Raw genomic sequence first — 12,024 nt, 5'->3', positions numbered from 1 at the left:
CGCTCAACCGACCGCCGCAAGCCTGGGTTTGCCAGCGGCGACGGCCGGCGTCTCAGGCACCTGCCGGGCAGCGTGGCGACCGAGCGACGCCTTGGCGGCGATCGTGCGGATCATGTGGTTCTGCGGCGCGTGCGAGCGCGCGGTCAGCGTATCGCGATGGTGACGCTCGAGTTGGAAATCCCTGTTAAGGCCGGGATTGCCGGCAAGTTCCAGCGCCAGCGAGGTGACGGCAACGGCATTGTCGATGACGACATGCCTGACGGTCATCCCGTCGGTGCCGACCGGCCGGCCGGCATCGACGTCTTCGGCGAGCGAACGCAGCAGCCGCGTGCTGGTCGCAAGCCGGACCTCGATCTCGCCCAGCCCGGCCTGAATGTGCGGCACGGTCGACAGCGGCGCGCCGAGGCTCGCCGGCGCATGCGTGGTGACGAAGGACACCAACCGATCACGGGCAGCGCGGGCCGCACCGTGGTAGACGGCGCCGATCAGCGAAAAGAAGAACGCCGTCGACCCTTCTTCACGTCTGAGCGGTTCAGACGCCGGTTGTGCCTCGGTGATATCCTCGGCGGGCACGGCGACATTGTCCAGGATGACGTCGTCGCTCGCTGTGGCCCGCATGCCGGCCGCATTCCATGTCTTTTCGACACGCAATCCCGGCGCATTGGTCGGCACCAGGAACGAGGCGAGGCGCGGCTGCGGCTCGTCGGTCAGCGCCAGCAAGTTCACCCATTTCAGGATGGGAATGCCGGTGACGTAGTTCTTGTGGCCGGATATCCGCCAGACATTGCCGTCGCGCCGGGCAATAGTTTCGGGCGCCTTGCCATGGGCGGGCGAGCCGATCCCCGGCTCGGCCTGTGCGGCGTTGATCAGGGCGGGGCCAAGACGCCCGGCTTCGACAATCCGCTGAACCAGATGGCGCGGCCATTTTCCGGATTTCCGCAGCGCATACTGGCTGTTGTAATGCATGGCCAGCACCAGCGCCGTCGACGGCTCGCCACGGCCGATCTCGGCGATCACCGCCTGGGCTTCCGTCAGCCCGCCACTGAGGCCGCCATGCTCGCGCGCCGTGACCAGGCCAAGCAGGCCGGCCTGGTGAAGCCGGTCGAAATTGGCGAAGGGAAATTCCCCGGTCGCATCGTGATGCGCGGCGGTCAGCGCGAAGTCGTCGGCAAGGCCGGCCACCCTGTCAAAGAGTTGCGGAAACTCGGCAATCGTCGAGGTCATGAAGCTGGCTTCCTCTCAGGCGGCGGCGCGAATGTTCACCAGATCGAGCGGCCGGCGATCGACCCAGTCCTCGACGTCGAAATCGCTGGCAAGGAAGCCCCAGTCGCGCAAGAAATTCTTGTAGTGGGAAACCGCCGCGACGAGCTCGGGCTGCAGTCCGAGGCCGAGGTGCTTGTGGACATCCGGTCCGTTGGCGGCCAGCACCTGTTCCTCCGTGGCGCCGGATTCGCGGGCGACGAAGCGCCGCGTCTCTTCCGGATGAGCCTCGGCCCAGGCGCTGGCGCGCAGGATCGTCTCGATCAATCTCGCGACGAGGTCGGGGCGCTGTTCGGCCAGCAAGGCATCGACGGTCAGCACGCGCGGCGAACCGGAATTGATGCGGATGTTCGGGTCGGGGTGGAAGCCGAATTCGGCGACCTGGATGGCGCCGATCAGATTGGCGACATTGATGCCGGCCGTGCCTTTGACATAGATGGCGTCGACCTCGCCACGGATCAGGGCTGCGGCTTCCTCGCCATAGGCCTGCTTGCGCTTGAGCCCGAACAGCGATGGTCCTTCCTGGCTGTCGAGCACGCTGTCGGCCAGCGCTATGTCGACGATCTCGACGTCGCCATAGCTAAGGCCCTCGAGCGAGAGCGCCGAGATCAGTCCCTTCAACGCCGTCGCCCGCATGAAATCGACAATGCCTTCGGGGCGCCGGGCGATGCCGAAGCGGCGGCCTTTCAGGTCCTGGGTTGTTCTGATGCCGGTGCTGCGCAAGGTGATGATAGCCTGGAACTCGTCGGTCCAGGTGATGCCGACGAGACGCGTCTTGCGCCCTTCGGACCGCGCACGGATCGGCGGCACGTTGCCGCCGTGGCGGAACGACCAGTCGAGCGTGTGGTTGAAATGGCTCTGGCGGATATCGCGGTTGGGTGAATCGATGATCGACTTCAGTTCGATACCCTCCTTGCGAAAGGTCTCGTCGAGAAGCCCGAGCTGTGCGGCGAGCCCGACAGGCGTCGGCACCGGGCAGCGTGTGTACCAGATTTCGGAGATCGCAGTCGTGGTCATGATTGCTCCTCAGGTGTTGCGCAGGCCGGCCTGCTTCATCAGCGGCAAGATGTTCTCGCCGAAGAATTCGAGGTCAGGCTTGAAATCGAAGAAGGACAGTTGCAGGCCGTCAATGCCGGCGTCCCTGAGCTTGACGAACTGGTCGACGATCTGTTCGGGCGTGCCGATGAGATAGATGTTGCCGCCGACCTTGGCGTAGGGATCGTCGCGGCCCTCGCGCCCCTTCCAGGCCTGGGCATCGCTGTTGAAGGTCTGGAAGCCTTTCGGCGTGCGGCTGTCGGCATGGGCGACGATCTCGTCGGCGACCGCCCAGGCCTCCTTCTCGGTCGGCCTGCTGATGACCAGCGGGTTGAGCAGAGTGCGCACGGTGCGGCCGACACCAAGGGCCGCGTCCTTCACTTTCTCCGTATGCGCCGGCAGCGCCTCCAGCGCGCTGGCGATGTCGGAGCCGGCCGGGCTGGTGACGAAGACGATGTCGGAATAGCGGCCGGCAAAGGAAATGCCGGCATCGGAGCCAGTGGCGTTGACCAGGATCGGCCTGCCGTAATTCGGCTTCGGCGTGACGAAGCCGCCATTGAGCTTCCAGCTCGATTCTCCGGAGAAGGAGAAATTCTCATCATCCTGCCACAGCCGCTGCAGCACTTCGACGAATTCGGCGGCGAGTTCATAGCGGCGGTCATGCTCGATGCGGTTCCAGCCGAACATTTCATGTTCGACAGCGCGATGACCGGTGACCACGTTGATGCCCCAGCGGCCGCCGGAGATGTGGTCGAGCGTGGCGCCGAACTTCGCCAGATGCAGCGGATGCCACGGGCCGTAGAGAACATGCATGGTCGAAATCAGCATGATCTTCTTGGTGATCGCGGCCATGGCCGCCACGGACACAAAACTGTCCAGCGCCTGGCCGTTGAAAACGCCGCCATAGCCGCCCTTGGGCAGCCATTGACTGAGCGCGAAGACGAGGTCGAAGCCAAGCTCCTCGGCCTTCAACGTCAGATCGCGATTGTAGTCGAAGCGCCAGTCGGTCGAGCGCGGCAGCGTCGAGTTGGTCCAGCCACCGGCCTGGATCGGCAGGAACAGCCCGAGCAGCACCGGCTGCTGAAGTGCTTTCGACAGCGGGCTGTCCGGATAGTCGGTCGGCGCCTTGAAGAAGGGCGTGCCGACGATGGAACCAGGCTTGTGGGCGAGCGTCATGGCGAACTTTCTCGGGTGGAGGAAGGGAACCCGTGCGAAGGACCGCGCACGGGTCAGGCTCAGGCGACGATATGGGCGGTTGCGAGGGAGCCGGCATTGCCCTCGGCGCCCACCGTGTGACCGGCTATGCGCCTGTTGTAGAGGGTGATTTCCGGTTGGCTGACGATGCCGATGTCGGGCAGGTCCTCGACAAGGATCTGCTGGATCGCGGCCCATTGCTCGAAGCGCTTTTCGTGGTCGACCTCGACGGCGGCCGCTTCAAGAAGTTCGTCGACCTTGGCATTGCTGTATTTCGAACCGTTGGAGAACGGCACGCCGGGCTTGAAATTCTTCGACCAGTAGAGCCGCTGTACGCCTACCGTCGGGTCGAACAGATTGCTCATGCCGTTGAAGGTGAAGTCGAAATCGCGGTCGGTGTAGATGCGCTTGGTGTAGGTGGCAAAATCCTGGCTGCGCACGGTGACCTCGATCCCGACCGCGGCCAATGCCTGCTTGATGTAGTCGGCGCCGCGCTTGTAGGTTTCGCCGCTCGGGACATAGTCGTGGACAAGCTTGAGCCGGGTACCGTTGGCGTCGCGCGGCAAGCCTGCTTCGTCGAGCAGTTTCTCGGCAGTGGCAATGTCGACCGGATAGGTCTTCAGGTCGGCGACGTACCACTTCTTCAGATTGGGGTTGATGGGGCCTGGAATGGTCGCGCCATAGCCATAGTTGATCGTCTCGCGGATGACGTTGCGGTCGATAACATGGGCGAAGGCACGGCGGACGCGAACATCCTGGAAATAGGGTTTCTCCAGGTTGAACTCGACCCGGCTGATGCCATTGGAATACTGATAACCCTGCTTCTCGAAGCCGATATGCGGCAGCGTTTCGAAGCGCTGCAAATCGCTGTACGGAATCGGCGTGGCCGGCGCCAGATCGATCTCGCCTGTCTCCAGCGCCAATGCGCGCGCCGAAGCGTCAGGGATGAAACGGACAATCAGCCGGTCAAGGTAGGGGCGCAGCGCGTCCCAATAGTCGGGATTGCGTTCGTAGACGATGTGGCTGCCGCGGACCCATTCCTTGAAGACGAAAGGGCCGGTGCCGACCGGCGCGACGTTGACCGGATTTTCGGCTGCCTTTGTGCCGTCATAGAGGTGCTTCGGCACGATCGGCGTTTCGGCCGCGGCCAAGGCCGTGATCAGGTAAGGCGCCGGCCTCGACAGAACCAGCGTCACGGTCAGCGGATCCGGCGTCTGGATGTCTACAAGGTTGAGGAAGGTGTTGCGGCCGCGCGGATGAACCTCTCTGATCGTGGTGATCGAATAGGCGACGTCGGCGGCGGTGAACGGCTGGCCATCATGCCACTTCACGCCTTCGCGCAGCTTGAAGGTGTATTGCAGCCCATCGTCACTGACCGACCATTGTCTGGCCAGGGATGGGCGCGGCGTGAGATCGAAATCATAGGTCAGCAGGCCCTCGGTGGTCTTTGCCGAGACGTAGACCGAATTGAATGCCGTGTGGGCGATGGTCGTCAGCACAGGCGGCTCAGCCGAGAGCACCAGCGTCGCCATTCCACCCTGTTTCGGCTCGGCGGCGTAGGCGCTGCGCGATGCAGGCAACAGGGTCGCTCCGAGCGCGGCTGCCGAGATGCCGAGGAACCTGCGGCGGTTCGGAATGAGGAAATGAGACATCGCGCCCTAGTCCTTTTTTTGCTGCCGCCCCCGATCGGCCGATCCTCGGCCACCGAGTTAAAAATCCATTGTTCCAAGAGCGGGCCCGTTTGCGAAAAGATTTGGCCGACCCGCTCCCGCGCTTAAGATTTCATGCCTCAAACCGCTAATTCCGTAGCATGAAATAAAATTCTATTCTGCAAAGTCGCCATTTGCAGGATAAAATTTCTTAAATCAGGTTTGACAATGTCTATAAATCTTGTCAACTAAAAAGCACGGAACTTTCCGGGAAACAGCAAACCCGCATCGTCAGCCACAGCCGGGATAGCGAAAACGATGTCGACCCTGACGCGCATTGGCAGAACGTTTCGACGCACCGCCATCCAGGCGGTGCCGACCGTTCTGGGCATCGTCATCCTGAACTTCTTCCTGCTGCAGCTCGCGCCCGGCGATGCCGCCGATGTCATGGCCGGCGAGGCTGGCTCGGCCACTGTCGAAACGATGGCGGCGCTTCGCCAGCGCTTCGGGCTCGACAATCCGCTTCTCGTCCAGCTGTTCAACTATCTCTACAATCTCGCGCATTTCAGCCTCGGCTTTTCGCCACGCTACGGCATGCCGGTCGCCGACCTGATCGGCCAGCGGCTGCCCGGCACGCTGGTGCTGATGGCGGTGGCTCTGGCCGTCGCCATTGTGCTCGGCCTCGCCCTTGGATCGGTGATGGCGGTGTTTGCCGGGCGCCTGCCGGATCGTGTGCTCTCCGTTATTTCGCTGCTGTTCTATTCAATCCCGGGTTTCTGGATCGGCTTGATGCTGATCGTGCTGTTTTCGGTCAAGCTCGGCTGGCTGCCGAGCGGCGGCTCGGGAACCATCGGCAGCAACCTGACCGGCCTTGCCGGGCTCTGGGACAGGGCGCGCTACATGATCCTGCCGGCACTGTCGCTGGCGCTGTTCTACGTGGCGATCTATGCGCGGCTGACACGAGCGGCGATGCTGGAGGTCCAGTCGCAGGACTACGTGCGCACCGCCGCAGCCAAGGGCCTGCCGCCGGCCATCATCACCATTCGCCATGTCCTGCGCAACGCGCTGATCCCCATTACCACCATGGCCGGCATGCATGTTGGCGGCATGCTCGGCGGCGCCGTGGTTGTCGAGACCGTCTATTCCTGGCCCGGCCTCGGGCGTCTCGCCTTCGAAGCGGTCATGGGCCGCGATTTCACCGTGCTGCTCGGCATCCTTCTGTTGTCGTCGCTGCTGGTCATCATCGCCAACGCGACCGTCGATCTTCTGCACGCCTGGCTCGATCCCCGCATCGGAGTACGCTGATGGCTTCCACCGATTTCGCCGCGGGCGATGCCCGTTCCCGCCGTCTCCATGCCGATGCCTGCGGGCCCGCGGCACCGCCTGAGCCCGAGGCGAAGAGCTGGAGCAATCTCCACGCGCCCGACGCACGCTCCGCTTCGGCAGCGTCGGTGCCGATAGCCGCTGGAGGGCGTGCGCTGAAGGTTTTCCTGCGCAATCCCAACGCCATGTTCGGCGTGGTGTTCCTGTCATTGGTCGTGCTGGCCGCACTGCTGGCACCAGTCCTCTATCCGGCCGATCCGCTATCGATGGTGGCGCGGCCCTTCCTGTGGCCGGGCCAGAACCCAGCCTTCCCGCTGGGCACGGACTCCATGGGCCGCGATGTGCTTTCCGGCATTCTGCATGGCGCGCGGATTTCGCTGTTCGTCGGCCTGGTGGCGACCGCGCTCGGCCTCAGCTTCGGCATCCTGGTCGGCGCCGCCGCCGGCTACTTCGGCGGCTGGATCGACGACCTGCTGGTGCGCCTGATCGAGATCTTTCAGACCATACCGAGCTTCGTGCTGCTGGTCGTCATGGTGGCGATCGCGCAGCCGACCGCGCCTGTCGTGACAGTGGCGATCGCCGTCATCACCTGGCCGACGGTGGCGCGGTTGACCCGCGCCGAATTCCGGGCCATCCGCGAGAAGGATTTCGTCATGGCCGCCCGCAGCCTCGGCTACGGCCATGCCCGCATTATCTTCCGCGAGATCCTGCCCAATGCGCTGCCGCCGTTGATCGTGACCTCGTCGGTGATGGTGGCGACCGCGATCCTGATGGAATCGGCACTGTCCTTCATGGGCCTCGGCGATCCCAACGTCGTCAGCTGGGGCTCGATGATCGGAGCGGGCAGGGAATTGATCCGCACCGCTTGGTATCTGACAGCGCTTCCGGGACTGGCGATCGTCTTTACCGTGCTGGCGCTGAACCTGATCGGTGACGGCCTCAACGACGCGCTCAACCCGCGCTTCTCACAGGAGCGATAGAGATGGCGGCTCCTTTGCTCAGGATCGACAATCTGACGGTTCGCTTCCCGAACACTGAGCCGGTCAGCCGGCTGAGCTTCGAGGTCGGTGAGGGCGAGACGCTGGCGATCGTTGGTGAATCAGGCTCCGGCAAGTCGCTGACCGCGCTCGCCCTGATGCAGCTTCTGCCGCGCTCGGCGAAAATCCCCAATGGCCGGATCGAATTCGCCGGCAAGGACCTGCTCGGTCTCGACCAGAAGGCTATGCGGAACCTGCGCGGACGCGAGATCGCCATGATCTTCCAGGAGCCGATGACGTCGCTCAATCCGGTGCTGACCATCGGCCGGCAGATCACCGAGGTGCTGACGCTGCACGAAGGCATACGCGGCAAGGCAGCGCGGAGCCGTGCCATCGAGCTTCTCAATCTGGTGCGCATTCCCGATCCGCAGCGGCGCATCGACGACTATCCGCACCAGCTTTCCGGCGGCATGCGCCAGCGCGTCATGATTGCCATCGCCGTTGCCTGCCGACCGCGCCTGCTGATTGCCGACGAACCGACGACGGCGCTCGACGTGACCATCCAGGCGCAGGTGCTCGACCTGCTCGATACGCTGCGCCGCGAACTATCGATGGCTGTCGTGCTCATCACCCACGATCTTGGTGTCGTCGCACAATGGGCCGACAAGGTCGTCGTCATGTATGCCGGCCGCAAGGTTGAACAGGCGCTGCCGGACGCACTGTTCAGAACACCCCTTCACCCCTATACGCGCGGCCTGCTGGCGGCGTCGCCAAGGCTGAAGACCAATCTCCACTACCGCGACGCCAGGCTGACCGAGATTCCCGGCAGCATCGTCTCGGCCGCCGGCGAAAAGGGCTGCCCGTTCCGCCCGCGCTGCGCGGTGGCGCGCGACAGCTGCGCCCATTTCGTGCCCGCCCTCGTCGAGGTGAGCGAGGATCGTCTAGTCGCCTGCCCCAACAGCTTCATTCCGGAGGTTGCGCATGGCGCTGCTCTCGGTCTCTGACCTTTCCACCCATTTCCACGCCCAGGGGGGCACGCTGCGCGCCGTCGATGGCGTATCCCTCGAAGTCGGACGCGGCGAGACGGTTGGTCTCGTCGGCGAAAGCGGTTGCGGAAAATCGACGCTAGGCAAGACCATCATGCGGCTGGTCGACCCGACTAGCGGCAGGATCGAGTTCAACGGCACCGACATCACCGTTCTCGACGCGCGCCGGCTGAAGGCGGCGCGCCGTAATATCCAGATGATCTTCCAGGATCCGTTCGCATCGCTTAATCCGCGCCACACGATCGGCGACATCCTGACAGCACCACTGAAGGTCCATGGCATCGGCAACACGGCCGAGCGGCGCACCATCGTCGAGGACATCATCGAGCGTGTCGGTCTGCCGAGGGATTCGCTTGGCCGCTACCCGCATGAATTTTCCGGCGGGCAACGCCAGCGCATCGGCATCGCCCGGGCGCTGATCCTCAATCCGGAACTGGTCGTCTGCGACGAGCCGGTGTCGGCGCTCGACCTTTCGATCCAGGCGCAGATCCTCAACCTGTTGGTCGACATGAAACGTCAGCTCGGGCTGTCCTATCTCTTCATTTCGCACGATCTATCAGTCGTCCGCTATTTCGCCGACCGGGTGCTGGTCATGTATCTCGGCCGCATCGTCGAAAGCGCCGATAATTCGACGCTGTGGACCTCGCCCCAGCATCCCTACACGCGCGCGCTGATGGATGCCGTGCCGGACCCGTCGCGGCGCCGCCAGGCCGCGCCGATCCATGGCGATCTGCCGAGCCCGCAGAACATCCCGAGCGGTTGCCGCTTTCACACGCGCTGCCCGCTGGCAACGGATCTGTGCCGTTCGCAGGAGCCGGCATTCCGGGCGATCTCGCCCGGACACCACGTCGCCTGCCACTACGCCGAACCAACCATCAACTGAAATTCAACGGAGCAGAAAAATGTCCGACTACCGCTATCTTGGCCGCAGCGCCCTGAAGGTTTCGTCGCTCAGCCTCGGCACGATGATGTTCGGCGGGCCGACCGAGGAGACGGTCGCGCATCGCATCATCGACAAGGCGCGCGAGCAAGGCATCAACTTCATTGACACCGCCGACGTCTACCACAACGGCAAGTCCGAGGAAGTCGTCGGTCGCGGCATCAAGGCGACGCGCGATCATTGGGTCGTGGCGACCAAATTCGTCAACTCCCACGACAAGGGTCCCAATCTCGGCGGCCATTCGCGCAGATGGGTGATCCAGACCGTCGAGAACAGCCTGCGCCGCCTTGGAACAGACTATATCGACCTGTTCTACTTCCATCGTGCCGTCTTCGATGCGCCGCTGGAGGAGCCGGTGCGGGCGATCGCCGACCTGATCCGCCAGGGTAAGTTACGCTATTTCGGCGTGTCCAACTTTCGTGGCTGGCGCATCGCCGAAGTCGCGCATCTGGCCGATGAACTCGGCATCGACCGGCCGGTGGCCAGCCAGCCGCTCTACAACATCGTCAACCGCACCGCCGAGGCCGAACAGCTGCCGGCGGCCGCCTATTACGGTCTTGGCGTCGTCTCCTACAGCCCGCTGGCGCGCGGCGTGCTGACCGGCAAATACGAGCCGAACCAGGCGCCTGCCGCCGACACGCGGGCCGGCCGTGGCGACAAGCGCATCGCCGAGACCGAGTGGCGCCCGGAATCGATTGAGATCGCCAGGCAGATCGCGGCGCACGCAAAGTCACGCGGCGTCTCGGCCGCCGATTTCGCGCTGGCCTGGGTGTTGAACAACCGGCTGATCACGGCGGCGATCGCCGGCCCGCGCACCGAGGAACAGTGGGACAGCTATGCGAAGGCGCTGGACTTCAGGCTGAGCGCCGAGGACGAGGCCTTTGTCGACCGCCTCGTCACCGCCGGCCATGCCTCAACGCATGGGTTCAATGATCCGAGCCATCCGGTCGAAGGCCGCGTGCCGCGTTCGGAGCCGGCCGCGCCGATCCCGCTGACACGGCCTCTGCGCGCCGCCTGACGGTCGCCGACGAAATGGCGGGGCCGGCGCCCCGCCCCCGTTTCCAATTGCTTTGGACAGATGAGAGAGCCCATGAATTTCCACGTCGAACGGCTGCGCCAGAACATCGTCGTGCTTTCGGGCAACACCCACAGGCCGTCGAAGTCGCGGACGCTGGCGCATCATCTCGGCGAGGCGCTGCGCGAAAGATTGTCTGTCACAGTAAATTTCCTCGATCTTGTCGATGCCGGCCGTGGTCTGGGTGCTGCGTTTACGCGAAAGGAATTGGCGCCGGAGGCGCTGAATGTGGTAACCGCGGTCGAACAGGCCGACGCGCTGATCGTCACGACGCCGGTCTACAACGGCTCCTATGCTGGCCTGTTCAAGCATCTGTTCGACCTCATCGATCCACTGGCGCTCGTCGACCGGCCGGTCCTGATCGGCGCGACGGGTGGTGGCCAGCGCCACGCGCTGGTAGTCGAACATCAGCTTCGCCCGCTGTTTGGCTTTTACTCCGCCTTGACGGTGCCGAGCGCCGTCTATGGCAGTGACAGCGACTTTGCCGACGGCAAGCTCGTAGATTCGCTGGTTCTGGCGCGGGCCGGGCAGGCCGTGGATCAATTCGTTGCCTTGCTTTCAGCGCGGCAGCCGAAGAGCCAACCGGTCCGGGGGGCTTCGGGCTGACGGATATCGGGTTCGAGCAGGTGCCGGATGCCTTGGACGGCCAAATAGGCAGAACGTTCGGTGTTTTGGCCGACATCGGCGACGGAACCATACGGAACGATACGGGAAGATTTCCGACTTTGGCCCACGAAAAAGCCAATGAAATCAACAATCTTGGTACATCCTCCGGGCCCACCATTATCTTCATTTATCAATGACCTAGCGGTGTGTTTTGGTTCGGGTAGCCAAGTAATAACTGGCGAACCGCCGTCCATAGCGTTTGATTTTATTGACTTATGGTGGGCCTCCGGAGGCCGCAGATGTGTTGCCAGCCGCCGGTGGAGTGTCAGGATCGTTTATCAAGTGCTTGAACGACGCCGGCACGGTGTTCGGAATAGAAATCCGCCCATAGTCCCGTCGCAATCAACCTCGAATTACTGTCTGGATGCTACATCGGCCATCGCCGCACCCCACCCTGCGGCGATCTCGTAGCCCATGCGTGAGAAGCCGAATTCGCGATCGAATGTGTTCGGCGCTTTGACACGCCAGTTCTTCATGACCTCGCCCGGGAGGCCGCCAGCAGCGGTGACGACCAAGTCACGCTCGCCGGCGCGGAGTTCACGACGGCGATCATTTGGCGTAGCTGGGAACAGGCCGGCGACGTCAGGCAAGACCGTCCGGCTGCACCTAGGAAGTTAGTCGCGACCCACGGCGGACCGCTCCGTACGCGCGCGCTGCGTACGGCAAGCTGCTAGCCTCAATCTCCGGATGAGATCAGAGTCGCTCAGACCGGGTCTTCAGGATCTGGTACAGCACGTTTCGGATGCGCTGCCAAACGGTTAGCCGGTTGATCACGAGTTGTGTGCGTCAAGTTCTGCAAAATGGCGTGGCATTGCGGTGACGTCGGCGTGTCCGCCGCGCAGCCCCCGTGTTTAGCGGA

The 12,024-nt window shown here is 63.6% G+C and carries 11 protein-coding genes; 6 read left to right on the top strand and 5 right to left on the bottom strand.

Annotated features, from left to right (window positions below; genetic code table 11):
- Positions 1-3: 3 nt before the first annotated feature.
- The 4 genes from NKJ23_RS30805 to NKJ23_RS30790 are packed head-to-tail and all read right to left on the bottom strand — an operon-like array spanning position 4 to position 5,141.
- Positions 4-1,224, bottom strand: coding sequence for an acyl-CoA dehydrogenase family protein (locus NKJ23_RS30805; protein WP_352684454.1), 1,221 nt, complete (start codon positions 1,222-1,224; stop codon positions 4-6).
- 15 nt (positions 1,225-1,239) lie between these two features.
- Positions 1,240-2,277 (bottom strand): ABC transporter substrate-binding protein, encoded by a 1,038-nt coding sequence (locus NKJ23_RS30800; RefSeq protein ID WP_352684453.1) that lies wholly within the window; start codon positions 2,275-2,277, stop codon positions 1,240-1,242.
- Between the two features lie 9 nt (positions 2,278-2,286).
- Positions 2,287-3,471: an LLM class flavin-dependent oxidoreductase gene (locus NKJ23_RS30795; RefSeq protein WP_352684451.1), complete on the bottom strand. Its 1,185-nt coding sequence runs from the start codon at positions 3,469-3,471 to the stop codon at positions 2,287-2,289.
- A gap of 59 nt (positions 3,472-3,530) precedes the next feature.
- On the bottom strand, positions 3,531-5,141 hold the full coding sequence (locus tag NKJ23_RS30790) for an ABC transporter substrate-binding protein (RefSeq protein ID WP_352684449.1): 1,611 nt from the start codon (positions 5,139-5,141) through the stop codon (positions 3,531-3,533).
- Positions 5,142-5,456: 315 nt separating this feature from the next.
- Between NKJ23_RS30790 and NKJ23_RS30785 the strand changes: the two genes are divergently transcribed.
- The 6 genes from NKJ23_RS30785 (at position 5,457) to msuE (ending at position 11,105) form a co-directional block, all read left to right on the top strand.
- Positions 5,457-6,443 (top strand): ABC transporter permease, encoded by a 987-nt coding sequence (locus NKJ23_RS30785; protein ID WP_352449708.1) that lies wholly within the window; start codon positions 5,457-5,459, stop codon positions 6,441-6,443.
- Positions 6,443-7,441 (top strand): ABC transporter permease, encoded by a 999-nt coding sequence (locus NKJ23_RS30780; protein WP_352684447.1) that lies wholly within the window; start codon positions 6,443-6,445, stop codon positions 7,439-7,441. Before NKJ23_RS30785 ends, NKJ23_RS30780 begins: the two co-directional genes overlap by 1 nt.
- A gap of 2 nt (positions 7,442-7,443) precedes the next feature.
- Positions 7,444-8,442 carry an ABC transporter ATP-binding protein gene (locus NKJ23_RS30775; protein WP_352684445.1) on the top strand — a complete coding sequence of 333 codons (999 nt, stop codon included), beginning with the start codon at positions 7,444-7,446 and terminating at the stop codon, positions 8,440-8,442.
- Complete coding sequence (locus NKJ23_RS30770) at positions 8,420-9,367, top strand: ABC transporter ATP-binding protein (protein ID WP_352684443.1); 948 nt, start codon at positions 8,420-8,422, stop codon at positions 9,365-9,367. Before NKJ23_RS30775 ends, NKJ23_RS30770 begins: the two co-directional genes overlap by 23 nt.
- 19 nt (positions 9,368-9,386) lie before the next feature.
- Positions 9,387-10,442: an aldo/keto reductase gene (locus tag NKJ23_RS30765; RefSeq protein ID WP_352684441.1), complete on the top strand. Its 1,056-nt coding sequence runs from the start codon at positions 9,387-9,389 to the stop codon at positions 10,440-10,442.
- 72 nt (positions 10,443-10,514) lie between these two features.
- Positions 10,515-11,105: an FMN reductase gene (gene msuE, locus NKJ23_RS30760; RefSeq protein ID WP_352684439.1), complete on the top strand. Its 591-nt coding sequence runs from the start codon at positions 10,515-10,517 to the stop codon at positions 11,103-11,105.
- A gap of 413 nt (positions 11,106-11,518) precedes the next feature.
- Here msuE and NKJ23_RS30755 read toward each other — a convergent pair whose 3' ends face one another.
- A complete protein-coding gene (locus NKJ23_RS30755) occupies positions 11,519-11,641 on the bottom strand; it encodes a hypothetical protein (RefSeq protein ID WP_352449789.1) in 123 nt (40 codons plus the stop codon).
- Between the last annotated feature and the right edge of the window lie 383 nt (positions 11,642-12,024).

Source organism: Mesorhizobium sp. M0184 (assembly GCF_040322215.1).
Lineage (GTDB): Bacteria > Pseudomonadota > Alphaproteobacteria > Rhizobiales > Rhizobiaceae > Mesorhizobium.
The sequence above is the reverse complement of the archived record's forward strand: the minus strand, read 5'-3'. Positions and strand labels throughout refer to the sequence as shown.

Excerpts from the sequence above, each read along its gene's own strand:
- NKJ23_RS30785 (WP_352449708.1), top strand. The coding sequence starts at position 5,457 with ATGTCGACCCTGACGCGCATTGGCAGAACGTTTCGACGCACCGCCATC.
- NKJ23_RS30790 (WP_352684449.1), bottom strand. The coding sequence starts at position 5,141 with ATGTCTCATTTCCTCATTCCGAACCGCCGCAGGTTCCTCGGCATCTCG.
- NKJ23_RS30780 (WP_352684447.1), top strand. The coding sequence starts at position 6,443 with ATGGCTTCCACCGATTTCGCCGCGGGCGATGCCCGTTCCCGCCGTCTC.
- msuE (WP_352684439.1), top strand. The coding sequence starts at position 10,515 with ATGAATTTCCACGTCGAACGGCTGCGCCAGAACATCGTCGTGCTTTCG.
- NKJ23_RS30795 (WP_352684451.1), bottom strand. The coding sequence starts at position 3,471 with ATGACGCTCGCCCACAAGCCTGGTTCCATCGTCGGCACGCCCTTCTTC.
- NKJ23_RS30805 (WP_352684454.1), bottom strand. The coding sequence starts at position 1,224 with ATGACCTCGACGATTGCCGAGTTTCCGCAACTCTTTGACAGGGTGGCC.
- NKJ23_RS30765 (WP_352684441.1), top strand. The coding sequence starts at position 9,387 with ATGTCCGACTACCGCTATCTTGGCCGCAGCGCCCTGAAGGTTTCGTCG.
- NKJ23_RS30755 (WP_352449789.1), bottom strand. The coding sequence starts at position 11,641 with ATGAAGAACTGGCGTGTCAAAGCGCCGAACACATTCGATCGCGAATTC.
- NKJ23_RS30770 (WP_352684443.1), top strand. The coding sequence starts at position 8,420 with ATGGCGCTGCTCTCGGTCTCTGACCTTTCCACCCATTTCCACGCCCAG.
- NKJ23_RS30775 (WP_352684445.1), top strand. The coding sequence starts at position 7,444 with ATGGCGGCTCCTTTGCTCAGGATCGACAATCTGACGGTTCGCTTCCCG.
- NKJ23_RS30800 (WP_352684453.1), bottom strand. The coding sequence starts at position 2,277 with ATGACCACGACTGCGATCTCCGAAATCTGGTACACACGCTGCCCGGTG.